The sequence below is a fragment of the Pseudoroseicyclus tamaricis genome (genome assembly GCF_012070395.1).
Lineage (GTDB): Bacteria > Pseudomonadota > Alphaproteobacteria > Rhodobacterales > Rhodobacteraceae > Pseudoroseicyclus_A > Pseudoroseicyclus_A tamaricis.
Window position 1 is genome coordinate 140,462 of the sequence record NZ_JAAFYS010000003.1, and the last position, 25,074, is coordinate 165,535.

General features: G+C 69.5%; 26 protein-coding genes. 15 read left to right on the forward strand and 11 right to left on the reverse strand.

Features of this window, described 5'->3' with window-relative positions:
- Positions 1 to 152 precede the first annotated feature (152 nt).
- The 9 genes from GY170_RS12420 to coxB all read right to left on the reverse strand — a co-directional run bounded on the left by GY170_RS12420 (position 153) and on the right by coxB (position 7,686).
- Positions 153 to 737, reverse strand: a complete 585-nt coding sequence (locus GY170_RS12420) for a GNAT family N-acetyltransferase (RefSeq protein WP_163894119.1) — start codon at positions 735 to 737, stop codon at positions 153 to 155.
- Positions 738 to 770: 33 nt separating this feature from the next.
- Positions 771 to 2,033, reverse strand: coding sequence for a M16 family metallopeptidase (locus GY170_RS12425; protein ID WP_163894121.1), 1,263 nt, complete (start codon positions 2,031 to 2,033; stop codon positions 771 to 773).
- A complete protein-coding gene (thrC, locus tag GY170_RS12430; protein WP_163894123.1) occupies positions 2,030 to 3,418 on the reverse strand; it encodes a threonine synthase in 1,389 nt (462 codons plus the stop codon). Before thrC ends, GY170_RS12425 begins: the two co-directional genes overlap by 4 nt.
- A gap of 3 nt (positions 3,419 to 3,421) precedes the next feature.
- On the reverse strand, positions 3,422 to 4,075 hold the full coding sequence (locus GY170_RS12435) for an SURF1 family protein (RefSeq protein WP_163894124.1): 654 nt from the start codon (positions 4,073 to 4,075) through the stop codon (positions 3,422 to 3,424).
- A gap of 76 nt (positions 4,076 to 4,151) precedes the next feature.
- The gene (locus GY170_RS12440; protein WP_163894126.1) at positions 4,152 to 4,955 is read right to left on the reverse strand and encodes a cytochrome c oxidase subunit 3; all 804 of its coding nucleotides are present in this window, start codon (positions 4,953 to 4,955) and stop codon (positions 4,152 to 4,154) included.
- A 22-nt stretch (positions 4,956 to 4,977) separates the two neighbouring features.
- A complete protein-coding gene (locus GY170_RS12445) occupies positions 4,978 to 5,580 on the reverse strand; it encodes a cytochrome c oxidase assembly protein (RefSeq protein ID WP_163894128.1) in 603 nt (200 codons plus the stop codon).
- Positions 5,577 to 5,798 (reverse strand): cytochrome c oxidase system small membrane protein, encoded by a 222-nt coding sequence (locus tag GY170_RS12450; protein ID WP_163894129.1) that lies wholly within the window; start codon positions 5,796 to 5,798, stop codon positions 5,577 to 5,579. The genes GY170_RS12445 and GY170_RS12450 overlap by 4 nt, the downstream gene beginning before the upstream one ends.
- Positions 5,798 to 6,748: a heme o synthase gene (gene cyoE, locus GY170_RS12455; protein WP_163894131.1), complete on the reverse strand. Its 951-nt coding sequence runs from the start codon at positions 6,746 to 6,748 to the stop codon at positions 5,798 to 5,800. The genes GY170_RS12450 and cyoE overlap by 1 nt, the downstream gene beginning before the upstream one ends.
- Positions 6,749 to 6,798: 50 nt before the next feature.
- Positions 6,799 to 7,686: a cytochrome c oxidase subunit II gene (gene coxB / locus GY170_RS12460; RefSeq protein WP_235924171.1), complete on the reverse strand. Its 888-nt coding sequence runs from the start codon at positions 7,684 to 7,686 to the stop codon at positions 6,799 to 6,801.
- Between the two features lie 180 nt (positions 7,687 to 7,866).
- Here coxB and tldD point away from each other — a divergent pair, with 180 nt between their 5' ends.
- Both tldD and GY170_RS12470 read left to right on the forward strand, forming a co-directional pair.
- Positions 7,867 to 9,279: a metalloprotease TldD gene (gene tldD / locus GY170_RS12465; RefSeq protein ID WP_163894132.1), complete on the forward strand. Its 1,413-nt coding sequence runs from the start codon at positions 7,867 to 7,869 to the stop codon at positions 9,277 to 9,279.
- The gene (locus GY170_RS12470) at positions 9,276 to 9,752 is read left to right on the forward strand and encodes a GNAT family N-acetyltransferase (RefSeq protein ID WP_163894134.1); all 477 of its coding nucleotides are present in this window, start codon (positions 9,276 to 9,278) and stop codon (positions 9,750 to 9,752) included. The genes tldD and GY170_RS12470 overlap by 4 nt, the downstream gene beginning before the upstream one ends.
- 6 nt (positions 9,753 to 9,758) lie before the next feature.
- On the opposite strand, the gene GY170_RS12475 is transcribed toward GY170_RS12470, so the two are convergent.
- Positions 9,759 to 10,565 (reverse strand): AraC family transcriptional regulator, encoded by an 807-nt coding sequence (locus GY170_RS12475; RefSeq protein WP_163894136.1) that lies wholly within the window; start codon positions 10,563 to 10,565, stop codon positions 9,759 to 9,761.
- A 67-nt stretch (positions 10,566 to 10,632) separates the two neighbouring features.
- On the opposite strand from GY170_RS12475, the gene GY170_RS12480 reads away from it, so the two are divergent.
- From GY170_RS12480 to GY170_RS12515, 8 genes are all read left to right on the forward strand, one after another.
- The gene (locus GY170_RS12480; protein ID WP_163894138.1) at positions 10,633 to 11,223 is read left to right on the forward strand and encodes an NADPH-dependent F420 reductase; all 591 of its coding nucleotides are present in this window, start codon (positions 10,633 to 10,635) and stop codon (positions 11,221 to 11,223) included.
- A 190-nt stretch (positions 11,224 to 11,413) separates the two neighbouring features.
- A complete protein-coding gene (gene dprA / locus GY170_RS12485; RefSeq protein WP_163894140.1) occupies positions 11,414 to 12,583 on the forward strand; it encodes a DNA-processing protein DprA in 1,170 nt (389 codons plus the stop codon).
- Positions 12,584 to 12,709: 126 nt separating this feature from the next.
- Complete coding sequence (gene topA / locus GY170_RS12490) at positions 12,710 to 15,394, forward strand: type I DNA topoisomerase (RefSeq protein ID WP_163894142.1); 2,685 nt, start codon at positions 12,710 to 12,712, stop codon at positions 15,392 to 15,394.
- Positions 15,395 to 15,608: 214 nt separating this feature from the next.
- Positions 15,609 to 16,955: a TrkH family potassium uptake protein gene (locus GY170_RS12495; protein WP_163894144.1), complete on the forward strand. Its 1,347-nt coding sequence runs from the start codon at positions 15,609 to 15,611 to the stop codon at positions 16,953 to 16,955.
- 95 nt (positions 16,956 to 17,050) lie between these two features.
- Complete coding sequence (locus GY170_RS12500) at positions 17,051 to 17,746, forward strand: CoA transferase subunit A (protein WP_163894147.1); 696 nt, start codon at positions 17,051 to 17,053, stop codon at positions 17,744 to 17,746.
- 15 nt (positions 17,747 to 17,761) lie between these two features.
- Positions 17,762 to 18,808, forward strand: a complete 1,047-nt coding sequence (locus tag GY170_RS12505) for a PAS domain-containing protein (protein WP_163894149.1) — start codon at positions 17,762 to 17,764, stop codon at positions 18,806 to 18,808.
- A gap of 12 nt (positions 18,809 to 18,820) precedes the next feature.
- Positions 18,821 to 19,444, forward strand: coding sequence for a 3-oxoacid CoA-transferase subunit B (locus GY170_RS12510; RefSeq protein ID WP_163894151.1), 624 nt, complete (start codon positions 18,821 to 18,823; stop codon positions 19,442 to 19,444).
- Positions 19,437 to 19,724, forward strand: coding sequence for a GNAT family N-acetyltransferase (locus GY170_RS12515; RefSeq protein ID WP_235924172.1), 288 nt, complete (start codon positions 19,437 to 19,439; stop codon positions 19,722 to 19,724). Before GY170_RS12510 ends, GY170_RS12515 begins: the two co-directional genes overlap by 8 nt.
- Positions 19,725 to 19,818: 94 nt before the next feature.
- Here GY170_RS12515 and GY170_RS12520 read toward each other — a convergent pair whose 3' ends face one another.
- The gene (locus GY170_RS12520; RefSeq protein WP_163894155.1) at positions 19,819 to 20,682 is read right to left on the reverse strand and encodes a lytic transglycosylase domain-containing protein; all 864 of its coding nucleotides are present in this window, start codon (positions 20,680 to 20,682) and stop codon (positions 19,819 to 19,821) included.
- 330 nt (positions 20,683 to 21,012) lie between these two features.
- Here GY170_RS12520 and GY170_RS12525 point away from each other — a divergent pair, with 330 nt between their 5' ends.
- From GY170_RS12525 to GY170_RS12545, 5 genes are all read left to right on the forward strand, one after another.
- Positions 21,013 to 21,198: a Flp family type IVb pilin gene (locus GY170_RS12525; protein ID WP_163894157.1), complete on the forward strand. Its 186-nt coding sequence runs from the start codon at positions 21,013 to 21,015 to the stop codon at positions 21,196 to 21,198.
- Between the two features lie 191 nt (positions 21,199 to 21,389).
- A complete protein-coding gene (locus GY170_RS12530) occupies positions 21,390 to 21,569 on the forward strand; it encodes a hypothetical protein (protein WP_163894159.1) in 180 nt (59 codons plus the stop codon).
- Positions 21,570 to 21,630: 61 nt separating this feature from the next.
- A complete protein-coding gene (cpaB, locus tag GY170_RS12535; protein ID WP_163894161.1) occupies positions 21,631 to 22,500 on the forward strand; it encodes a Flp pilus assembly protein CpaB in 870 nt (289 codons plus the stop codon).
- A 208-nt stretch (positions 22,501 to 22,708) separates the two neighbouring features.
- Positions 22,709 to 24,127, forward strand: coding sequence for a type II and III secretion system protein family protein (locus tag GY170_RS12540; protein ID WP_163894162.1), 1,419 nt, complete (start codon positions 22,709 to 22,711; stop codon positions 24,125 to 24,127).
- 34 nt (positions 24,128 to 24,161) lie between these two features.
- Positions 24,162 to 24,878, forward strand: coding sequence for an OmpA family protein (locus GY170_RS12545; protein ID WP_163895354.1), 717 nt, complete (start codon positions 24,162 to 24,164; stop codon positions 24,876 to 24,878).
- Positions 24,879 to 25,074: the final 196 nt, after the last annotated feature.

Consider the following 25,074-nt stretch of genomic DNA (forward strand, 5'->3'; position numbering starts at 1 on the left):
AAATACCCTCGGGGGGGCCGCAGGCGGGGGGCAGAGCCCCCCTCCTCCCTCTCCGCCCCCACCCAGCGCCAGATCCAGCGCCCCCCAGCGCCGGGCGCGCCGGGGTGGGTGGGCGGGAGGCCGCCCGGCGCTGCCGCCGGCTCCGCCGGCGCTCAGCCCGCCTCGGTCTTGCCGCGCCGGTCGCTGCGCAGGTTGGCGTAGAGCACGTGGTTGCGCCAGCGGCCGTTGATCTGCAGGTAGCTCTGCGCCACGCCTTCGTACTTGTAGCCGCAGCTCTCCAGGAGCCCGCGGGAGGGCGCGTTCTCCGGCAGGCAGCCGGCCTCGATCCGGCTGAGGTCGAGCACCGTGAAGGCGTGGTGCACCAGCGCCCGGATCGCCTCCCGCATGTAGCCCTGCCGGGCGTAGCCCTGGCCGATCCAGTAGCCCGTCGTCCCCGCCTGCGCCGGGCCGCGTCGGATGTTGTCCAGCGTGATCGCGCCGAGGAAGGCCTCGTCCTCGCGGCGGATGAGGAAGAGCGGCAGCGCCGAGCCCTGGTTGATCGAGCGCTGCGCCCAGTAGACGCGGTTGGTGAAGCTCTTGCGGGTCAGGTGATCCGCCGCCCAGGTCGGCTCCCATGGCTTGAGGAAGGCGGCGCTCTGCGAGCGCAGCGCCGTCCAGGCGCGGAAGTCGGCATGCACGGGCGGGCGCAGCGTCAGCCGCTCGGTCTCCAGCCGCACGCGGCGGCGGGACCCCAGCATCAGACGGCTCCCCGCATCGGCATCAGCCCCGCCTCACGCCGCCAGGCGCCGGCGCAGCTCGCCGAGCTCGGGCGCGCCGCCGGCGGGGCCGTAGAGCGCCATGGCCATGCCCTGCTGGCCCAGCGTCGCCGCGTGGGCCTTGAGGTCGGCCAGCGTCACGTCGCGGATGCGCGCCTCGGCCTCCTCGAGGCTCGGCACCCGGCCCCAGATCTGCAGCATCCGCGCCAGCCGTTCGGCGCGGTTCGACGGGCTCTCCAGCCCCATCATCATGCCGGCGAGGATCTGCGCCTTGGCGCGGTTGAGCTCCGCCTCGCTCATGTCGTCGGCCGAACGGCGGATCTCCGTCGCCGTCAGCTCGGCCAGCTGGGCGATCTCCGCCTCCGAGGTGCCGGCGTAGATGGTCAGCATCCCCGTATCCGCATAGGCCCCGGCCTGCGCGAAGATGGTGTAGCAGAGCCCCTTCTCCTCGCGCGCCTTCTGGAACAGGCGGGAGGACATGCCCCCGCCGAGCGCCATGGAATAGACCTGCGCCGCGAAGACCCGGTCATCGCGGTAATGCGGCCCCTCCAGCCCGAGCGTGAAGTGCACCTGCTCCAGCTTCTTCAGCTCTCTCCGCTCGCCGGAGGAAAAGCTGGCCGGCGTCGCGGCATCCTGCGCCTCGCTGGCGGGCAGGTGGCCGAAGAGTCGCTCGGCCTCGCGCACGATCTCGTCGTGGTCCACCGCGCCGGCGGCGCAGAGCATCATCTCGGCCGGGCGATAGCGCTCGGAGACGAAGCCCTTGAGGTCCGCCTTGGAGAAGGCCGCCACCCGCTCGGCGGGGCCGAGGATCGAGCGGCCCATGGGCTGGCCGGGGTAGGCAACCTCCTGCAGCCAGTCGAAGATGATGTCGTCCGGCGTGTCCAGCGCCTGCCCGATCTCCTGCAGGATCACGTGTCGCTCGACCTCGATCTCCTCGTCGTCGAAGGCGGGGTTCATCAGGATGTCGGCGATCACGTCCAGCGCCAGCGGCACGTCGGCCTCCAGTACGCGGGCGTAGTAGGCGGTCATCTCGCGCCCCGTGTAGGCGTTGATGTAGCCGCCCACGTCCTCGATCGCCTCGGCGATGGCCAGCGCGCTGCGCGTCCGCGTGCCCTTGAAGGCCATGTGCTCGAGGAAATGCGCGACGCCGTTCTGCTCCTCCCGCTCGTGCCGGCCGCCGGCCTGCACCCAGATGCCGATGGCGGCCGAGCGCATGGAGGGCATGTTCTCGGTCGCCACGCGGAGGCCGTTGGAGAGGGTCTGAACTTGTACGGTCACGTGCGGCGCGTCTCCCGGATGAAGGTTTTCAGGGCCGAGAGGTCGTCCGCCATCTCCGTCACCCGTTCCGGCCGGTCATACAGGTCCGCCATCTGCGGGGGAAGGGGCGGGCGGAGGCCGATTGCCTTCTCCACGGCGTCGGGGAACTTCGCCGGATGCGCCGTCGCCAGCGTCACCATCGGGTTCGCACCCTGCTGCGTCTCGGCGACGTGGTAGCCCACGGCGCTGTGCGGGCAGAGGATCTCCCCCGTCGCCACCTGCGCGCGGAAGATCGCCTGCAGCGTCTCCTCCTCGCTCGCACGGCCGGAGGCGAAGCGCTCCGCCAGCCAGCCCCAGGCCCCCTGCCCCAGCGCGTAACCGCCCTCGCTCGCCAGCCCCTCCATCGCCGCGCTCACCGCGGCGCCGTCGTTGCCATAGGCCTCGAAGAGCACCCGCTCGAAGTTGGAGGAGACCTGGATGTCCATGGAAGGCGACATGGAGGGCGACACCCCCTCCTTGCGCTGCTCGCCGGTCGCCATGGTGCGGTGCAGGATGTCGTTCTGGTTGGTCGCGATCACCAGCTTGCCCACCGGCAGCCCCATCCGCCGCGCGATGTGGCCGGCGAAGATATCGCCGAAGTTGCCCGTCGGCACGGTGAAATCCACCGCCCGGTGCGGCGCGCCGAGCGCCGTGGCGGAGGTGAAGTAGTACACCACCTGCGCCAGCACCCGCGCCCAGTTGATGGAGTTGACGCCCGCCAGCCCCACCTCGTCGCGGAAGCTGTGATCGTTGAAGAGGTCCTTCAGCCGGCCCTGGCAGGTGTCGAAATCCCCCTCCAGCGCGATGGCGTGCACGTTCTCCTCCGCCGCCGTCGTCATCTGCCGGCGCTGCACCTCGGAGACGCGCCCCTGCGGGAAGAGGATGAACACATCCACATTCGCCAGCCCCTTGAAGGCCTCGATCGCGGCCGAGCCGGTGTCGCCGGAGGTCGCGCCGACGATGGTGATGCGTTTGCCGGATCGGGCGAGCGAGGCCTGCATCAGCTGGCCGATCAGCTGCATGGCGAAGTCCTTGAAGGCCAGCGTCGGCCCGTGGAACAGCTCCAGCAGGAAGAGGTTCGGCCCCATCTGCCGCAGCGGCGCCCGCGCGGCATGGGCGAACTCGGCATAGGCCGCCTCGATCAGCCCCTCCAGCTCCCCTTCCGTGAAGGCATCGCCGAGGAAGGGCAGCACCACGCGGCGCGCCGCCTCCTCATAGGGCAGCCCCGCCAGCGCCGCGATCTCTTCGGGCGCCATCACCGGCACCGTCTCGGGCACGTAGAGGCCGCCGTCGCGGGCGAGGCCGGTCAGCATCGCCTCTTCGAAGCCGAGAACCGGCGCCTGGCCGCGGGTGGAGATGTAGCGCATGGATCAGTCCTTCGCTCGCAGGGTCCGGCGGATCAGGTAGAGGCTCATGCCCGCCCAGACGAGGGCGATGCCGAACCACTGGATCGCGTAGCCGAAATGGTTGTTGGGGATGCCCTCGGCGCTCACCGGCAGCGGCGTCAGCCCGGGGATGGTCGGCTCGATCTGCCGGGCGACGACGAAGACGGGCTCCGCCCCCAGCACCTCGGCGAGGTTGCCCAGCTCCCGCGCCGCCCAGGCGTTGGACTGGTCGAGATGCAGCGTGCCGCCGCGCCCGACGGGCATGACGAGGTTGCCGGTGATCTCCACCCGCCCCTCCGGCAGCTCCGGCGGGGCGCTGGCCATGGGCCGCGCCGGCACGAGGCCGAGATCGACGATCACCCGCCGCCCGGCCTCCGTCTGGACGGCGGCGACGATGTCTTCCTCGGTCCCCGAATAGATGAAGCGCAGGGCCGGGCCGGTGATCTCACCGCTCAGCGTGACGGGGGCATATTCGGCCTCCGCCTCCTCCAGCGGGACGGGGGCGGAGGCGATGCGCATCTCGATCTCGGCGAGGACGCTCTCCTTCCACTCCAGCCGGCGGAGCTGCCAGACGCCCAGCGAGATGAGCACGGCGCAGCCGAGGATGCCGAAGATCAGCGGTGGAATGATGCGCCGCAAGGGCCGCCTCCCCCTTCAGGAAGAGAGGCGCGCGGGCCCCGCCCGCACGCCTCCTGTCCGATCGTCCGTGGGGGTGTCAGCCGCCCCAGATATAGACGGCCGCGAAGAGGAACAGCCACACCACGTCGACGAAGTGCCAGTACCACTCGGCCGCCTCGAAGCCGACGTGATTGTCGGGCGTGAAGTGGCCGCGATAGGCGCGCAGCAGGCAGACGGCGAGGAAGATGGTGCCGATCACGACGTGGAAGCCGTGGAAGCCTGTCGCCATGTAGAAGACGGCGCCGTAGACGTTGCCCGAGAAGCCGAAGGTGGCGTGGGTGTATTCGTAGATCTGGAAGACGGTGAACAGGATGCCCAGCGCGACGGAGAGCGCCAGCCCGGCCTTCAGATCCTTGCGGTTGTTGTCATGCACCAGCGCGTGGTGCGCCCAGGTCGCGGCGGCGCCGGAGCACAGCAGCACGAGCGTGTTGATCAGCGGCAGGTGCCAGGGGTCGAACGTCTCGATCCCGGCCGGCGGCCACTGGCCGGCGACCATCGGGCTCTCCGGCCCCATCGGGTAGAGCGCGTTCTTGAAGAAGGCCCAGAACCAGGCGGAGAAGAACATCACCTCGGAGAGGATGAAGAGGATGAAGCCGTAGCGCAGGCCGATGCGCACGACGGGCGTGTAATCGACGCCGCTCGTGCCTTCCTTCACCGTCTCCGCCCACCAGGCGTACATGGTGTAGAGCACGAGGACGAAGCCGATCAGCCCCATGTAGGGGCCAGACCCATGCATCCACAGCACGGCGCCGAACAGCATCACGAACGCGCCGACGGAGCCGGTGAGCGGCCAGATGGAGGGGCTCAGGATGTGGTAGTCGTGATTCTTGGCATGGGCCATCTTTGCCGTCCCTCGATATTCTTCAGTTGGTGTCTATGGCGCCTTGCGCGGGGCCTGTCAAAGCCTCAGCGCCCTGCACGTCCACGGCCGCATACTCTTCCGGCAGGTCGATCTCGTAGAAGGTGTAGGAGAGGGTGATGACGTTGACATACTTGGCGTCCCGGTCGTCCACGATCTCGGGGTCGACGAAGAAGCTGACGGGCATCATCACGGTTTCGCCCGGCTGCAGCACCTGCTCGGTGAAGCAGAAGCACTCGATCTTGTCGAAGAAGCCGCCGGCCTCGTAGGGGGTGACATTGTAGGTCGCCTGCCCGGCGACCACCCGGTCCGTCGGGTTGCTCGCCTCGTAGAAGGCCAGAGCCGTCTCGCCGATGCGCACCTCCATCTCCCGCTGGGCGGGCGTGAAGGTCCACGGCATGTCGCGGTCGCGCGAGGCGTCGAAGCGCACCTTGATCGTCTGGTCGAGCACGGTGTCGGAGCCGGCCGTTGCCACGCCCGTCTCGCCGCCGAAGCCGGTGACGGCGCAGAACCAGGAGTAGAAGGGCACCGCCGCGTAGGAGAAGCTCACCATTGCGATGGCGACGCCCACGAGCGCGCCGGCCATCTTCGAGGGTGTCCACTTCATGGCGTGACCTCCTGTAGCTCCTGCTCCTCCGCCGCCCGCTCCAGCGCCGGATTGGCGACGTGGTCGAAATTCTCGAACGCCCGCGCATCGCCCAGCCGCGTCACCTTCACGACCGTGAGGCCGAAGACGACGCCGACGAAGGCGATGAGGATGAGGAGCAGCCCCCAGTTCCGCCCGGCGCGGCGCTTGTGCAGCTCATGCTCGACCTGGATGGCCATCAGAAGCCCCCCCATTGCGCCAGGCCCCACTGCGTCAGCACGGACTGGGCGAGGATCGCGCCGAAATGGCCGAAGAGGTACCACAGCGAGACCATGAAGACCCGCTTCTCGGTCGCGTAGCTGTCCGCCTCCGCCTGCGCCTCGCTCCGCCGGAAGATCGCCCATGCTCCGGCGAGGAACCAGACATCCAGCGCCAGCGCCACGGCGAGGTAGAGCCAGCCGCCGAGGGAGGTGAAGGCGATACCGAGCGACACGGCCACCAGCGGCAGCGTGTAGGCGAAGACCTGCACGCGCGTCGCGGGGCGGCCATGCGTTTCCGTCAGCATCGGCACGCCGGCGTCGCCGTAATCCGTCTTCACGAACAGCGCCAGCGCCCAGAAGTGCGGCGGCGTCCACATGAAGACGAGCGCGAAGAGCAGCACCGACTCAAGGCTCACGCCCCCCGTCGCCACGGCCCAGCCGATCATCGGGGGGAAGGCGCCGGCGGCGCCGCCGATGACGATGTTCTGCGGCGTGCGCCGCTTGAGGATCATCGAGTAGATGACGGAGTAGAAGAAGATCGTGAAGGCCAGCAGCGCCGCCGACAAAAGGTTCGTCGCCAGCCACAGCAGCACCACCGCGAAGCCGGAGAGGGCGAGCCCGAGGCCCAGCGCCTCCTCGGGGCGGACACGCCCCTGCGGGATCGGCCGGCTGCGGGTGCGGCGCATCTTGGTGTCGATGTCGCTGTCCCACCACATGTTCAGCGCGCCCGAGGCGCCGGCCCCGACCGCGATGCACAAGGTGGCCACGAAGGCGATGTAGGGGTGCACCGGCACCGGCGCCGCGAGCATCCCCACCAGCGCTGTGAAGACGACGAGCGACATCACCCGCGGTTTCAGCAGCGCGAAGTAGTCGCCGAGACCGGCTTCCACCGGGACGGCAGCGCTCTCGTCGAGGCTGGCCTCTTGCATTCTCACATCCTCGCTGGCGCCGCGGGCGGTCGCGGCGCCGGGGGCTCTCATCAGGCCGGGTACTCTTCCCGCGCCAGCTCGAGCCAGGCGTCATAGGTCTCCTGGTCCACGACCTTCACCACGATGGGCATATAGGCATGGTCCTTACCGCAAAGTTCGGAGCACTGGCCGAAGTACACGCCCTCGATCTCGGGGGCGAACCACAGTTGCGCGAGCCGGCCGGGCACCGCGTCCTGCTTCACGCCGAAGGCGGGGATGGTCCAGGAGTGGATCACGTCGGCGCCCGTGACGGTCATCACCACGGTGGCCCCCACCGGCACGACGACGGCGTTGTCGGCGGCGAGCAGGTAATCGTCGGCCGAGTAGCCGTAGGATTCCAGCTGGTCGACGACCTCCTCGTTGATCTGCCCGGCGCCCGAGCCGATCATGAAGGCGTCGAAGTAGACGCCCTCGTCGACGTATTCATAGCCCCAGTACCACTGGTAGCCCGTCACCTTGATGTTGATGTCCCCCTCCGGGATGACCTGCTGCTTGAACAGGACGGGCAGGGAGAAGGAGCCGATGAAGACGAGGATGACGATCGGCACGATCGTCCACGCGATTTCCAGCGGCGAATTGTGGGTGAAGCGCTTCGGCGTCGGGTTGGCGCGGCGGTTGTAGCGCACGATCACGATCAGGATCAGCGCCATGACCAGCAGCACGATGCCGGAGATGATCCACAGCAGCATCCCGTCGAGCCAGTGGATGTCGCGCGCCAGCTCCGTCGCCGCGGGCTGCCAGCCCACCGCCCCCGACTGGGGGTGGCCGATGACGGGCAGGTCGCCCAGCAATTCCTGGATTTCAGGCGTCTGCGCCCGCGCGGCGGCGGCCCCGAAGAGCGAGGTGGCGGCGGCGGCGAGCGCGGTCATGCCGCGGCGGATCGGGTTGAACTTGCGCATCGGGTCCCCTGGGTACTGGCGCGCACAGCCGCGCAACTTGCGATGGCCATCGGCCGGGCGTGGGCGGGGCCGATTGCGGTTCGGCGCTCTATTCCCATATCCTGACGGTCAGAACAAGAAGGCCGGTGGCGTCAAATGACCACGCGGTCCTCACCATTCGGTGCCGACAGGAGAGCCCCCATGGCCGACGCCCCCTTCCGTCCCTTCGAGACTCTCATCGGCGAGGCCGAGGCGCTCGCCCGCCTGCGCGAGGCCGTGGCCGGCGCCGATGACGGCGAACTCTTCCTCGAACGCCGCGCCACCGAGGTGCTCGGCTTCGATGACGGCCGACTCAAGATGGCCAATTTCGACGCCTCCGAGGGCTTCGGCCTGCGCGCCGTGCGCGGCGACGTCGCCGGCTACGCCCATTCCACCGAGATTTCCGAGCGCTCGCTGGCCCGCGCCGTCGCGACGGCCCGGCTGGCGGTGGGCGATGGCGGCGGCACCATGGCCCCGCCCCCGCCGGCCACCAACCGCAAGCTCTACGGCGACGACAGCCCCATCGACGGCGCCGCCTTCGGCGTGAAGGTCGACCTTCTGCGCGAGATCGACGCCTATGCCCGCGCCATGGACAAGCGCGTCGTCCAGGTCTCCGCCAATATCGCCGCCAGCCATCAGGAGGTCGTGATCCTGCGCCCCGAGGGGCACTCCGTCACCGACATCCGCCCCATGGCCCGCCTCAACGTGCAGGTGATCGTCGAGGAGAACGGCCGCCGCGAGAGCGGCCATTCCGGCGGCGGCGGCCGGCACGGGATCGAGCTGCTGCTCCAGCCCGACGGCTGGAAGGCCCATGTCGCCGAGGCGCTGCGCATCGCGCTGGTCAACCTCGGCGCCGAGGCCGCCCCCGCCGGCGTCCTCGATGTCCTCCTCGGCCCCGGCTGGCCGGGCATCCTCCTGCACGAGGCCGTCGGCCACGGGCTGGAAGGGGACTTCAACCGCAAGGGCTCCTCCGCCTTCTCCGGCCTCATGGGGCAGGAGGTCGCGGCCAAGGGCGTCACCGTCCTCGACGACGGCACGATGGAGGGCCGCCGCGGCTCCCTCAGCGTCGATGACGAGGGCACCCCCTCGGGCAAGAATGTCCTCATCGAGGACGGCCGGCTCGTCGGCTACATGCAGGATCGCCAGAACGCCCGGCTCATGGGAGTCGAACCCACCGGCAACGGCCGCCGCGAGAGCTTCGCCCACATACCCATGCCGCGGATGACCAACACCTACATGCTCGCCGGCGATTCGGAGCCGGAGGCGCTGCTGGGCGACCTCAAGGACGGCATCTGGGCCGTCGGCTTCGGCGGCGGGCAGGTGGACATCACCTCCGGCAAGTTCGTCTTCTCCTGCACCGAGGCCTACCGGGTGAAGAACGGCGTGAAGGGCGCCGCCATCAAGGGCGCGACGCTGATCGGCGACGGCGCCACGGCGCTCAAGCAGATCCGCGGCATCGGCAATGACCTCGCGCTCGATCCTGGCGTCGGCAATTGCGGCAAGGCCGGCCAATGGGTGCCGGTCGGCGTCGGCCAGCCGAGCCTGCTGATCGGCGGCCTGACGGTCGGCGGGTGACCCTCCGCCCCGCGACGCCGGAGGATCTGCCCGCCCTCGCCCGGCTCTGGCAGGAGGGCTGGCACGAAGCCCACGCCGCCCATGTCCCGCCGGAGGTGCTGACCTTCCGCGCCGCGCCCTATTTCGCCGAGCGTCTGCGCCTCATGCAGGCGGAGGGCCTCCTCCGCATGGCCGGCACGGCGGAGGCGCCGCTCGGCTTCTGCGCCATCGAGGGGGAGGAGATCGACCAGCTCTACGTCTCCCCCGCCGCGCGCGGCACCGGGTTGGCGAGCGAGCTCCTCCACGACGGCGAGGCGCGGCTCGCCGCCACCGGCGTGCAGGAGGCCCGCCTCCTCTGCATGGCCGAGAACACCCGTGCCGCCCGCTTCTACGGCCGCGAGGGGTGGCGTGACGCCGGCACCGCCCCGCATGAGCTCAAGAAGCTCGGCGGCACCTTCACCCTGCCGGTCACCACCTTCCGCAAGAGCCTCTGAGGCGGCTCACCCCGCCTCTCGCGCCCCCTCCTGCCGCTTCATCATCTGCGAGGGCGTATGCCCGAAGACGCTCCGGAACGCCTCGATGAAGGAGGAGACGTCGCGGTACCCCACCGCGAAGGCCGTCTGCGTCACGCTCATCCCCCCGGCGAGCAGCCCGGTGGCGAGCTGCACCCGCAGCGTCAGCCGCCACGCCCCGAAGGCCATCCCCGTCTCCGCCTTGAAGAGCCGCGCCGCCGTCCGCTCCGTCAGCGCGGCCCCGGCGGCGAGCTCGGCCAGCGTGTCGCTCCGCTCCGGCCGCGCCATCAGCCGGTCCGTCACTCTCCTGAGCCGCGCGCTCTCCGGCAGCGGCAGCACCACGTCGAAAACCGGCAGCGCGGCGAGGCAATCGAGCAGCACCGCCACCAGCCGCTCCTCCTTGCCGCTGCGCGGCGCGTCGGCGCCGAAGCCGCTCGCCGCGATCAGCAGCGCGTCGCAGAGCCGGTCGACGGAGACGGCGAAGGTCTCGCCGGGCAGGGTCGGCATGAGGGCGGCATCGACGTAGCAGGTCGTCAGCCAGAACGGCGCGGCGGAGAGGATGCGATGCTCCACCCCCGGCGGGATCCACACCGCCCTTTGCGGCGGGATCACGTAGCGCGCCGCCCGCGTCTCCACCGTCAGCACCCCGGCACTCACGTGCAGAAGCTGCCGCCGCCGGTGGCTGTGCCACGGCCCGGCGATCTTCGCGTGCCGGTCCGAGAGCACGAAGACCGGCGCCCCCGCCCGATCGGGATCGACGAGTCGCTCTGTCCGTCTGGCCGCATTCTTTGGCATGATGCGGCGAGTATGCAGCCCGGCGCCTCGCTACGTCCAGAGCATCCAGACGCAAAGGAGCATGGACATGCGAATCGCAATTCTCGGCAAGGGCAACATGGGCGCGCCGCTGGCCCGCCTGATCGAGGCCGCCGGCCACCAGGTGGAGGCCTTCGCCAGCACCGACGACCCGCTGGAGGCCCTCGCCGCCGCCGACCTCACCCTCCTCGCGGTGAAGTACGAACAGGCGCGGGCGCTCGCCGCGCAGCCCGGCGTGGCGGAGGCGCTGGCGGGCAAGACCCTCGTCGATCTCACCAACCCGCTGGCGCCCGACTTCATGAGCCTGACCATCGGCCACAGCACCTCGGCGGCCGAGGAGATCGCCCGCGCCCTGCCCGCCTCCACCGTCGTGAAGGCCTTCAACACGATCTTCGCGGCGGTCCTTGCAGGCCATGCGGGGGGGACGGTCTCCCCCCTCCCCGTCTTCGTCGCCGGCGACGACCCGGCGGCGGTCGAGTCCGTGGCCGGCCTCGTGCGGGACATCGGGATGACCGCGATTCCAGCCGGCGGCCTCACCAACGCCCGGTATCTGGAGCCGATGACGGAGATGATGATCCAGCTCGGCTACGGCCTCGGCCATGGCGACCGGATCGGATTCGCGCTCGTGGCGGCGGGGTGAGAGGGGCTTCCGGCGGTGCACAGCCTGTGCACGCCGGGTGCACGACCGGTGCGGGCCCAAAACGCGCCGCGGTGGCCTCGTCCGGACGCTCGACAAACAGCGTGTGAAATTATCCGGGACAATTCGATTTAATTCACGTCTCGTTAACCCCGCACGCCTAAACCTGTCGATGCAACAGGACGAGGTCAGGATGGCCGGGGCAACCCCTTCTTCCACTCACCCCCCACTCCCACCCACCACGGAAGATGAACGGCTGTCCTGGCTTCGCCTGTTGCGCTCCCGCCGCGTCGGGCCGCAGACATTCCACCGCCTTCTCCGGCAGCATGGCAGCGCCGGGGCCGCACTCACGGACCTTCCGGGCCTCGCCCGGAACGCAGGCGAAACGGAATACCAAGTCTGCCCCGAGGGCATTGCCCGCGCCGAGCTGAAAGCCGCGCGCCGCGCCGGGGCCCACTTCCTCGCCTTCGGCGCCCCGGATTATCCCGCGGCCCTCTCCGACCTTCCCGATGCCCCTCCAATCCTTTGGGGAATCGGCGATCTCTCCCTGCTGAAGCGGCCCATTATCGCCATGGTCGGCGCCCGCAACGCCTCCTCGCTCGGCCTGCGCATGGCCCGCCGGCTCGCGCAGGAGCTGGGGGAAGAGGGCTTCGTCATCGCCTCCGGCCTCGCCCGCGGCATCGATGCCGCCGCCCATGCCGCGGCCCTGCCCACGGGCACCATCGCCGTCTTCGCCGGCGGGCTCGACATCACCTATCCGCCGCAGAACGTCGATCTGGCGAAGGAGGTGGCGGCCCGCGGCCTCCTCCTCTCCGAGCAGCCCTTCGGGCGGCAGCCGCAGGCGCGGCACTTCCCGCTCCGCAACCGCATCGTCTCCGGCCTCGCCCGCGCCGTGGTGGTGGTGGAGGCGGCGGCGAAGTCCGGCAGCCTCATCACCGCCCGCGCCGCGCTCGACCAGGGGCGGGAGGTGCTGGCCGTCCCCGGCCACCCGCTCGATTCGCGCGCCTCGGGCTGCAACATGCTGCTCCGCGACGGCGCAACGCTCGTCCGCCGTGCCGAAGACGTGATCTCCGCCCTCGGCCCCGCCCCCCAGCCCTGCCTGCCGCTGGAGGAGCCGGCCGCCCCCGCCCCCCTGGCGGAGACGGTCGCCGCCCTCCCCTCGGCCCCCACCCGCCCTACGGGCGAGACGCGGGACCTGCACGCCGCCATCCTCGACCGGCTCGGCCACGCCCCCCTCGCGGAGGACCAGCTGCTGCGCGATCTAGGCGCCCGCGCCGACGAGGCCGCCCCCGCCCTGACGGAGCTGGAGCTCGGCGGCCGCATCCGCCGCGAGACCGGCGGCCTCTTGACCCGCGACGGCTGACACCCCACTTGGCGCGGGCCGCTCACTCCCCTGCCCCGCCGGCTGGCGGGCCGCATTGACAAGCCCCGAACCGCGCCCCCATGGTCGCGCCCCAATCGCTGCCCCTCCCCTTTCGGAAAGTGCCCCATGCCCGTCGTCGTCGTTGAATCTCCGGCCAAGGCCAAGACGATCAACAAGTATCTCGGCAGCGACTACACCGTCCTCGCCTCTTACGGTCACGTCCGTGACCTGCCCCCGAAGGACGGCTCCGTCGATCCCGATCATGACTTCGACATGCAGTGGGAGATCGCCAGCGACTCCAAGAAGCACGTCAAGGCCATCGCCGATGCGCTGAAGTCCGACCCCTCGCTGATCCTCGCGACGGACCCTGACCGTGAGGGCGAGGCGATCTCGTGGCACCTGCAGGAGGCGCTGACCGCCCGCAAGGCGATCAAGAAGGACACCGCCGTCAGCCGCGTCACCTTCAACGCCATCACCAAGGCGGCGGTGACCGAGGCGATGAAGAACCCCCGGCAGGTCGATGCCCCGCTGGTGGAGGCGTACCTTGCCCGCCGCGCGCTCGACTACCTCGTCGGCTTCAATCTCTCTCCCGTGCTCTGGCGCAAGCTCCCCGGCGCCAAGTCCGCCGGGCGCGTGCAGTCCGTCTGCCTGCGCCTGATCGTCGAGCGGGAGATGGAGATCGAGGCCTTCCGCGCGCAGGAATACTGGTCGGTCGCCGCCCAGCTCGCCACGCCGCGGGGGCAGACCTTCGAGGCCCGGCTCGTCACGCTCGGCGGCAAGAAGCTGGAGAAGTTCGACCTTGGCGACAAGACGTCCGCCGACATGGCCGTCAGCGCCATCGAGAAGCGCGATCTGTCGATCAAGAGCGTCGAGGCCAAGCCCGGCACCCGCAACCCGGCCCCGCCCTTCATGACCTCCACCCTCCAGCAGGAGGCGAGCCGCAAGTTCGGCTTCGGCGCCCGCGCCACGATGAGCGCCGCCCAGCGCCTCTACGAGGCCGGCCTGATCACCTACATGCGGACGGACGGCATCGACATGGCGCCCGAGGCCGTGATGCAGGCCCGTGACGCGATCAAGGCGAAGTACGGGGAGGAATACCTCCCCAACTCGCCGCGCATGTACAAGAACAAGGCCAAGAACGCGCAGGAGGCGCACGAATGCGTCCGCCCGACGGACATGACGCTCTCCGCCGACAAGCTGAAGATCTCCGATCCCGACCAGCGCAAGCTCTATGACCTGATCTACAAGCGCACCATCGCCAGCCAGATGGCCGCCGCCCGGCTGGAGCGGACGGAGGTGAACATCGCCTCCGCCGACGGGCAGGTGGGCCTGCGGGCGACGGGGCAGGTCGTGCTCTTCGATGGCTTCATCAAGATCTACGAGGAGGGGCGCGACGACGCCCTGACGGACGATGACGACAAGCGCCTGCCGCAGGTCGCCGAGGGCGAGCCGGCCGAGAAGCGCGGCATCACGCCGGAGCAGCACTTCACCCAGCCGCCGCCGCGCTACACCGAGGCGACGCTGGTCAAGCGCATGGAAGAGCTCGGCATCGGCCGCCCCTCCACCTACGCCTCCATCGTCACGACGATCCAGGACCGGGAGTATGTTCGCAAGGACAAGAACCGCCTGATTCCAGAGGATAAAGGCCGGCTCGTCACGGCCTTCCTCGAGAACTACTTCCGCCGCTACGTGGAGTATGACTTCACCGCCGATCTGGAGGAGCAGCTCGATTCCGTCTCCGCCGGCGACGCGCAGTATAAAGAGGTGCTCGCCCGCTTCTGGCGCGATTTCTCCGCCGCCATCTCCGAGACGAGCGAGCTGCGCATCACCGACGTGCTGGAGAAGATCAACGAGGTGCTGGAGCCGCATCTCTTCCCGCCGAACGAGGACGGGACGGACCCGCGGCTTTGCCCCAATTGCCACAAGGGCCGGCTGTCGATGCGCACCGCGCGGTCGGGCGGCGCCTTCATCGGCTGCTCGAACTACCCCGAGTGCCGCTACACCCGCCCCTTCGGCCCGCCGGGCGCGGAGGAGAGCAACATCCCCGCTGAGGGCAAGCTCCTCGGACACGACCAGGGCGATCCGATCACGCTCCGCGACGGGCGCTTCGGGCCTTACGTGCAGCGCGGCGATGTGACGGAGGAGATCCCGAAGCCGCCGCGCGCCTCGCTGCCCAAGACGTGGGACATCGAGGCGATGGATCTTGAGAAGGCGCTGCGCCTGCTCTCCCTGCCCCGCGAGGTCGGCAAGCACCCCGAGGATGGCGAGCCCGTCGAGGCCGGCATCGGGCGCTACGGCCCCTTCGTGAAGCACGGGCGGCTCTACGCGAACCTCAAGGAGGTCGACGAGGTCTTCGAGATCGGCATGAACCGGGCCGTCGAGCTCCTCGCCCAGAAGGCCGCCAGCCGCGGCGCCGGGCGCGGCGCGGCCGCCAAGCCGCTAAAGGAGCTGGGCGAGCACCCCGATGGCGGCGCAATTGCCGTGATGCCGGGGCGTTACGGGCCCTACGTGAAGTGGGAGAAGGTCAACGCCACCCTGCCGAAGGACGTCGAGCCCGAGGCGGTGACGCTGGATCAGGCCGTCGAGCTGGTCAACGAGAAGGCGGCGAAGAAGGGCGGCGGCCGCAAGAAGGCCGCGCCGAAGAAAGCCGCTGCGAAGAAGCCGGCCGCCAAGAAGACCGCCGCCAAGAAACCGGCGGCTAAGTCGACTGGGGCCAAGTCCACAACCAAGACGGCGGCGGCCAAGAAGGCCCCCGCCAAGACGTCCGCAGCGGCGAAGACCGCCGAGACTGACGAGGCCGGCGACAGCTGACTATCCCCGGGGGCCGCGGAACTCCGCGGCCCCTGCGGCTTTATCAAGCACCCCGGTTGTGAGGACATGACAATGTTCGCAGCTGCGCCTCGGCGCCCCTCCTCTCCCCCCTTCGCCGCCCCCCGGCCGGCACAGTAGGATACGGCTGACTGCCCTGCAGCGCCCCGGCCACGCCGGCGGCGCCGCGCGTCAATCCCCTTCAAGGACATCCCCAATGGCTTCCATCGAGCCCGCCCTTGCGCGCACAGGCCGCCTGCGCGCCCGCTATGCCCGCTGGGCAGAGCGGCCCGCCCGCAGCCTGCTCGCCGGCTACCTCGCCTACATGACCATCGGCTGGGTGCTGCTGCTCCTGCCGATCTCGCGCAGCGAAGTGGTGGCGCCGCTCGATTCGCTGTTCATCGCCGCCTCCGCCGTCTCGACCACCGGCCTTGCGACCGTCGATCCCGGCTCCAGCTACTCGGGCTTCGGCGAAGCGGTGATCCTGTCGCTGATCCAGCTCGGCGGCCTCGGCTACATGACCATCGGCTCGTTTGCGCTGATCGCTGTGCAGCGCCGGCTCTCCAGCCACCGCGCCGCCAATGCCCGCGCCGCCTTCGAGCTGCCGGAGAGGATCGACCCGCGGCCTTTCCTGATGTCCGTCGTCCTCTTCACCCTGCTGGCCGAGGCGGCGGGCGCCGCGGCGCTCTACCCGATGTTCCGCGATGCGGGAGAGGCGGCGCCGCTCTGGGCCGCGATCTTCCACTCCGTCTCGGCCTTCTGCACCGCCGGCTTCTCGCTCTTTCCCAACAGCCTGGAGGATTACTCCGCCCACGCCGGCGTCTCGCTCGTCATCTCGGCGCTCAGCCTGCTGGGGGCCATGGGCTTTCTCGTCGTCGTCGATGTCTGGCGCTCGCTGCGCCGGCGCCGGGCGCGGGCCTTCTTCACCACGAAGATGATCGTGCGGATCACCGCCGCCTTCCTGCTGCTCGGCACCGCGCTCCTCGCCATCGACGACCCGACGATCGCCGCCCTGCCCCTTGGCGAACGGCTGCTCGCGGCCTTCTTCCAGACGATGACCGCCGCCACCACCGTCGGTTTCGACACCGTACCCATCAGCTCGCTCGGCCCGGCGTCCGTCATGGGGCTGCTGGTGCTCATGGTCATCGGCGCCTCGCCGGCCGGCACGGGCGGCGGGCTGAAGACGACCTCCTTCGCTGCCCTCTTCGCGCTGGTGCGCGCCACACTGCGCGGCGAGAGTGAGGTGCGCTTCGCCGGGCGCCGCCTGCCGGAGGAGAAGCTGCGCGCCGCCGGCGCCTCGCTGGCCTATTACGCCGGGGTCATGAGCATCGCGATGATCCTGCTGCTCTCCACCGAGAGCGCCCCCTTCGAGCAGGTGCTCTTCGAGGCCGTCTCGGCTGTCGGCACCGTCGGGCTGTCGCTGGGGCTGACGGGGGACCTCACTGCCGCGGGCAAGCTGATCGTCATCGTGCTGATGACGGCGGGGCGGCTCGGCATCCTGACCTTCGGCATCGCCCTGGCCCGTCACAGGCCCCCTGAAAATCGCGCCGATCCAACGCTGTGAGGCCCATGTTATCGCATAACAGCGCCTCTTCCCCGCGTTGACTTTGCCACACCTGCGGGCGAAGACTCGTCATATTGCGAATGGGGAGGCGTGAGATGCAGAAGGTATTTGGGTCGGCGAGCGATGCGCTCGACGGGCTGCTCTTCGACGGCATGACAATCGCGGCAGGCGGCTTCGGCCTCTGCGGGATCCCCGAGCTGCTGATCGACGCGCTCGTCGAGGCCGGCACGAAGGACCTCACCGTCGCCTCCAACAATGCCGGCGTCGACGGCTTCGGCCTCGGCAAGCTGCTGGAGACGCGGCAGATCCGGAAGATGATGAGCTCCTACGTCGGCGAGAACGCCGAATTCATGCGCCAGTACCTGTCCGGCGAGCTGGAGCTGGAGTTCAACCCGCAGGGCACGCTGGCGGAGCGGATGCGCGCCGGCGGCTCCGGCATCCCGGGCTTCTACACCAAGACGGGTGTCGGCACGGTGATCGCCGAGGGCAAGGAGCACAAGGACTTCGACGGGCAGACCTACATCCTCGAGCGGGGCATCTTCGCCGACCTCTCCATCGTCAAGGCGTGGAAGGCGGACGAGACGGGCAACTGCGTGTTCCGCAAGACGGCCCGCAACTTCAACCCGCCGGCCGCCATGTGCGGCAAGACCTGCGTGATGGAGGTGGAGGAGATCGTCCCCGCCGGCTCCCTCGACCCCGACGCGATCCACCTGCCCGGCATCTACGTGCACCGTCTCATCCAGGGCGAGCACGAGAAGCGCATCGAGCAGCGCACCGTCCGGGCCGCCTGACGACTGGTCGCGCCGATGACTGAGACCTTCTCCTCCCCCTTCCCGCCCGAGGCCTTCACCGACCGTGAGGCCATGGCGCTGCTCGACCATTCGAACATCTCGCTGCTGGTCACCGACCCGCGGCAGCCCGACAACCCGATCGTCTACGTCAACGCCGCCTTCGAGAAGGTCACCGGCTACCGGCGCGACGAGGTGATGGGCAAGAACTGCCGCTTCATGCAGGGGATCATGACCGATCCCGAGGATGTCGATCAGCTCCGCCGCGCCATCGCGGAGGAGGAGGAGACGACCGTCGACATTCTCAACTACCGCAAGGACGGCACGACCTTCGTCAACCGGCTGGTCATGACCCCGGTGCGCGAGAACGGCGTCGTCACCTACTTCCTCGGCGTGCAGAAGCCGCTGACCCGGGGGGAGCGGCTGCGCTCCGTCAACTTCGGCAGCCGGATGGTGCGCGAGCTGCAGCACCGGGTGAAGAACCACCTCGCGATGATCGCCTCGCTGATCCGCATGGAAGGCCGCCGCGCGCCCGACCGCGCCCCCTTCGACCACCTGATCGAACGCATCGCCGGCCTGCAGGCGCTCTACGAGGAGCTTTCCGACCCGGCTGGCGGCGACAGGACGGCCAATCAGGTCTCGCTCGGATCCTTCCTCGAGCGGATCGCGCGCGCCGTCTCCCGCACCGGCGGGCACGAGTCGCTGAAAATCGAGGTGGACGTGCCGGAGGGAGCCCGCGTTTCCGCCCTCATCGGCGGCAAGCTCGGCTTCATCGCCTCCGAGATCGTGACCAACGCCATGAAACACGCCTACGAGGGTCGCGAGAACGGCACCATCCGCATCGCCGCGGAGCCCCGGGGGAAGACCGGCGTGCGGATCGTCTTTTCCGACGACGGATCGGGCATCGCCGACGGTGCCGAATGGCCTCGCTCCGACTCCGTCGGCGGGCGTGTCCTCGCCGGGCTGCTGGCCGAGCTGGAGGCCGATCTCGACGTGGAGAGCGGCCCGACCGGCACCACGATCACCATCGACATTCCCGAGGCGCTGTCCGCCTCGGGTTCCTGAGGAGGAGAATTCATGCCCTGGGATCGCAACCAGATGGCCGCCCGTGCCGCCGAAGAGCTGGAAGACGGGATGTATGTCAATCTCGGCATCGGCATCCCCACGCTCGTCGCCAACTACGTGGGTGACAAGGAGATCACCCTGCAGTCGGAGAATGGCATGCTCGGCATGGGACCCTTCCCGCTGGAGGGCGAGGAGGATGCTGACCTCATCAACGCCGGCAAGCAGACGATCACCGAGCTGCCGAAGACGGCCTATTTCGACAGCGCCACGAGCTTCGGCATGATCCGCGGCGGCAAGATCGCCGCCGCCATCCTCGGCGCCATGGAAGTGGCCGAGAACGGCGACCTGGCGAACTGGATGATCCCCGGCAAGCTCGTGAAGGGCATGGGCGGCGCGATGGATCTGGTCGCCGGTGTCGGCAAGGTCATCGTGGTGATGGATCACCAGAACAAGTCGGGCGCCTCCAAGGTGCTCAAGGAATGCACCCTGCCGCTGACCGGCGCGGGCGTGGTGGACCGGATCATCACCAACCTCGGCGTGCTCGATGTCGTCGAGGGCGGGCTCAGAATCGTGGAACTGGCCGACGGTGTCACCGACGAGCAGATGCGCGACGCGACGGAGGCGACCATTGTCTGACGAGGTCACCTACGAAGAGGCCGGCGGCAAGGGCCGTTACCACATCGACTGGCCCGAGGGTTCGGCGGAGCTGGTGACCTCGCTCACCTCCCCCGAGCTGGTCATCGCCGAGCATACCGAGGTGCCGAAGGCGCTGGAGGGCCAGGGGCTGGCCAAGCAGCTGGTCGAGGCGCTGGTGCAGGATGCCCGCGAGCGGCACTTTCGCATCGTGGCGCTCTGCCCCTACGTGAAGGCGCAGAGGGCCAAGCACCCGGAGTGGACGGGGCTCTTCACCGACTGAGCGGAGGCGCTGGCTGAAGCTGCGGGACCGGGGGGCGCTGCCCCCCGGAGCCCCCCGAGGGTATTTTTGGCCAGATGAAGGGGCGGCCCCTTTTTCAGAGGTTGTTCACCGTGAAGACGCATCCGTCGGAGAGCAGCTCCGGCGGCGTCTGGCAGAGGCCGCGGGCGAGGCGCCACGCGGCGAGGACCTTGGGCACGTAGGCACGGGTTTCGGCATAGGGCGGCACGCCGCCATTGTCGCGCACCGAGCCTTCGCCGGCGTTGTAGCCGGCCAGCGCGAGGACGGCGTCCCCCTGGAAATGGCCGAGCAGCCAGTCGAGATAGGCGGTGCCGCCGCGGATGGATTCCAGCGCATCGAGCCGGTCGGCGACGCCGAAGCGGGTGGCGGTGTCGGGCATCAGCTGCATCAGGCCGGCGGCGCCGGCATGGCTCTCGGCGCCCGCGTTGCCGGCGCTCTCCACCGCGATGACGGCGAGGACGAGGGCGGGCGAGACCTCGGTGCCGATGGTGGCGGCGAGGATGTCGCGGCCATGCGCCTCGGCGATGGCCTGCAGGGTGGCGAGGCGGGGCGTCGTCACCCCCTCCCCCTCCGGCGGCGAGGCGAGAACGGCGAGGGCGGCGTTCACCCGCTCCGCCGCGCCCATGCCGAGCTCGGGCGGCACGAGGGCCCAGAACCACTCCGCCCCGCTGGCCGGGGGCATCTGCGGCATCGCCGCGCCGGGGGCGGCGGCGAGCGGCACCGCCTCGGCCTCGCCATAGGCGGAGTTGCCGGGACGGATGGCGCTGGGGGCCTCCGGGTCGATCTGCACGGTGATGCGGGGCGGCGTGCCGGAGGGCGGCGCCGCCACCCGGCGGAAGGTGAAGTCGGGCTGCAGGCGGGTGTCGTCGGCCAGGGCCGCTCCCGCGCTCGCGCCGGAAAGGAGGATGGCGGCCAGCGCCGCCCCTCTTGCCAGTCTCATCTGCCTGCCTCCGGGGCCGGGCCCCGCCGTTTTGTTGTTGCGCTCATGCTCTCACGCGGGCGGGCCTTTGGACAGACGGCGGGGGCCCGCCTGCCCCATTTCTGCGGACTTTGGGTGACGGTGAAATTTTTCCGGCGGGGAATCAGGGGCTTAACCAAACCCCTCTGCCACGGAGATATACCACAAACGAGCGAAAGGTGCCAAATTCCCGCCTGAATTGACCCGCCATATTGAGCCTACCTGAGACGGGGATCGGGCCATGAGAGGCCGGCCTGAGACGATCCGCCCCAGACCCTATAATCCGCGTGAAACCCTGAGGAGGGACACTCAATGCTCAACTTCATCAACAAATTCCGTGCTGACGAATCCGGCGCTGTCACCGTCGACTGGGTCGTGCTGACCGCCGCCATCGTGGGCCTCGGCATCGCCGTTCTCGGCTCCATCCAGACCGGCGCCGAGGGCCTGGCCACCGACATCGGCGGCGACCTGACCGGCATGGAAACGGCCGACAGCTGATCCTGACATCAGCGACGTCAGCGAAAGGCCGCGCCCCGGGCGCGGCCTTTCCGCTTGAGGGACGGGGTGAAACCCCGGCCGGGGTGGCGGGCCGGGCTCCACCAAAGCACCGCCCAACTAACAGAGTTCCGCCACATTCATCCGCGATTCAGACCTGCAAGTGCAAGTTCTCACGCAGAAGAGGTGCTGCCGTGCATGACATCCTCAAACGTTTCCCCACCGACGAAGGCGGGGCCGTAACGGTCGACTGGGTCGTGCTCACGGCAGCGATCGGCTTCCTCGCCGTCGGCATCGCCGCCGGAATCTCGAGCGCCGCGATCGAACCTGCCGACTCCGTCGGCAACCAGCTGTCGGAGATGGTCACCGAGTGAGGTGAGAGCCTAAGTGAGGCGGGGTCGCCAGAAACCCCGCATCGAGCAGAAAGGACACGCCATGCGCGCCGTATTCGGTCTCGTGCTTCTCGTCGGGCTCGGCCTGGCCGGCTTCGCCGTCTACACGGTGAAGGGCTACCTCGAGCAGCAGCAATATGCGCTCGCCGTCGAACGCGCCGCCGCGGCGGAGCGGGTGCCGACGGTCGATGTCTATGCCGTCACGCGCACCATCGGCTACGGCGAACGCCTGACGCCGGAGGACGTGACGCTGATCCCCTATGCAGAGCCCTACCTGCCCGAGGGCGTCTTCCGCACCGAGGAGGAGCTCTTCCCGCAGGGCACCGAGGCGCTGCGCATGGTCGCCCGCCAGATGGAGCCGAACGAGCCTGTCCTCGCCGCCAAGGTGACGGAGCCGGGCGCCGATGCCGGCATCACCACGCGGCTGACGCCGGGCAAGCGGGCCTTCGCCATCTCCGTCGACGTGGCCTCCGGTGTCTCCGGCTTCCTGCGGCCGGGGGACCGGGTGGACGTCTACTGGACGGGCACCGCCGGGCGCTCCGTCTCCGGCACCGGGCGGCAGGTGACGAAGCTCATCGAGACCGGCCTGCGCCTCGTTGCGGTCGACCAGACGATCGACTCTGGCCGCTCCGAGGCCTCCGTCGCCCGCACGGTGACGGTGGAGGTCGACCCCCAGCAGGTCGCCGCGCTCGCCCAGGCCCAGGCCTCCGGCAAGCTCTCCCTCGCGCTCGTCGGCTACTCGGACGAGACGGTCGCCATGGCGGTCGAGGTCGACCAGCGCTCCCTCCTCGGCATTGTGGAAGAGGAGGAGCCGGTGGAAGTGGCCCCGCCGCCCCCGCCCGAAGAGGTCTGCACCATCCGCACGCGCCGCGGCTCGGAAGTCGTGGAGATCCCGATCCCCTGCCCCGACTGAGCCCGGACGGCGGCCGTGGCCGCTGGCGCAGATCGCCGCATTTCGCAAGCGCCGCCGGACCTCCGGCGGCGTTTGCTGTTGCGGTTTGTCCACATGAGGACCGCCGCGCAAGGCGCTGATCGTTGTATTGAGGCGGCGCCGCTGTCAGGGTGACCCGAAGGCGACCCGCAAGAGGCGCATGTCGGGCGTGATCCGAGAGGCAGGTCACATGAAGTTTCAAGACGCACTCAGGGTGGCCAGTATCGCCCTGATCACCGGCTTTGCCGCCCTGCCGCATGTCGCGGTGGCGGAAACGCTGCGGGTGCTGCGCGGGCAACCGACGTCGGCGCTGCAGGTGCCGATGAACCGCGCCGTGGTGGTCGAAAGCGATACGCCCTTCGCCGAGCTCTCCATCGCCAACCCGGGCATCGCCGACATCTCCTCGCTCAGCGACCGGACGATCTATGTCCTCGGCAAGGAGCCGGGGCGGACGACGCTGACGATTCTCGATGCCGAGGGGCGGCTGATCACCAACGTCGAAGTGCAGGTGACGCCCGATATCGGCGAGTTCCGCGAGCGGCTGGCGCAGATCCTTCCGGGCGAGCCGGTCGAGGTGCGCACCGCCAATGACGGCATCGTCCTCTCCGGCACCGTCTCCTCCATCGTGGCGCTCGACCGGGCGCTGGAGCTGGCGGAGCGCTATGCGCCCGACCGGGTGAGCAACCTGATGGACGTGGGCGGCCAGCAGCAGGTGATGCTGCGCGTGCGCTTCGCCGAGATGCAGCGCTCCGTCTCCAAGTCCCTCTCCTCCTCGCTGAGCGTGCAGGGGACGACCCTTGGCGGCGACCTCGGCGTCTCCGGCGGGGCGAACAGCCTGAACACCTCCGGCGCGATGCAGAACGCCTTCGGCGGCAACATCCCGGCGAGCAACCTCAACAACGGCGCCTTCCTCTTCGGCTTCAACGCCGGCGGCGTCGAGGTGGGGATGCTTCTGGAGGCGCTGGAATCGCGCGGTGTCGTCCGCACGCTGGCGGAGCCGAACCTGACCGCCCTCTCGGGGCAGGAGGCGCATTTCCTCGCCGGCGGCGAATACCCGGTGCCGATCAGCAACGGCGATTCCGTCTCCGTCGAGTACAAGCCTTTCGGGGTGGAGCTGAACTTCGTCCCCCGCGTGGTGGACGGAGACCTGATCAACCTGGAGCTTTCGGCCGCCGTCTCCTCCATCGATTCCAGCAACGGCGTGACGGTCAACGGCTTCTCCGTCGATGCCTTCCGCCGGCGGGAGACCTCGACGACCGTCGAGATCCGCGACGGCGAGAGCTTCGCCATCGCCGGCCTGCTGACCGACGACTTCCGCGATCTCAACGGGCAGGTGCCGTGGCTGGGCGACATCCCGATCCTCGGCGCGCTCTTCCGCTCCGCCGAGTACCAGCGCGAGCAGTCGGAGCTGGTGATCATCATCACCCCGCATCTCGTGACGCCGACGCGCGGCGAGGCGCTGGCCCTGCCGACGGACAGGGTGCGCCCGCCGACGGAGCGCGACCTCTTCCTCTTCGGGCAGGTCTCCGGCAATGCTCCCGTCACCGGCGCGGCGGGAGAGGTGGCCCGGCAGGACTTCTCCAGCCCCTACGGCTACGTGCTGGACTGAGGCAGGCGTGACTGTGCGAAAGGCGAGCGAGGCGATGCAGCGACTGATCCCCACCGCGGCGATGCTGGGCCTTCTCGCCGGCTGCGCCCCCGAGGCCGGCACGCTGATCGTCGCCGATCCGGCTTTCCCGGCCTTTGGCACGGCCACCGCCAACAATCTCGCCGTGCAGACCGGCGAGGCGGAGTACCTTGTCGGCTTCAATGCCCGCTTCTCCGAGAGCGTGCCGACGATGATCAACTTCGCCTTCGATTCCGCCGCCCTCAGCGCCGAGGCGCGCGCGACGCTGGATCAGCAGGCCTCCTTCATCCGCCAGTTCCCGGAAGTGGGCTTCCGCGTCTTCGGCCACACCGATCTCGTCGGCAGCGACGCCTATAACTATGACCTCGGCCTCCGCCGCGCCAATGCGGCCGTCAACTACCTGATCACCCACGGGATCTCCCGCTCCCGCCTTGAGGCGGTGGTCTCCTATGGCGAGACGCAGCCGCTCATCACCACCACCGATCCCGAGCGCGCCAACCGCCGCACGGTGACGGAGGTGTCGGGCTTTGTTTCCGGCCATCCCAATGTGCTCAACGGCAAGTATGCCGAGGTGATCTTCCGCGACTACGTCGCCTCCGCCGCGCCCTCCCCCACCGTGCAGAGCGCCGGGCAGTCGCTGGGCGGCGGCGGTGGTGGCGGTGCTGGCGGTGGTGGTGGCACTGGCGGTGGTGGCGGCGGCCAGAGTGCCGGCGGCGGCGGCGGAGAGGGCTGAACGTCCCCCGAGCGTGAACAGGGCACGCGAATTTGAGACGATCGTCACCCCTGCCCCAACAATTCCAGATTTGAAGCCCGATTCCTGCCCCGATTGACGCGCACTTCGTGTCTTCGGAGGAGGCGCCGATTCCGTTGGATCCTCCTCCAGGCTTGCGGCCCCGTCCGCGGGCCGCGCCGCTGGTAGAAGTGAGGAA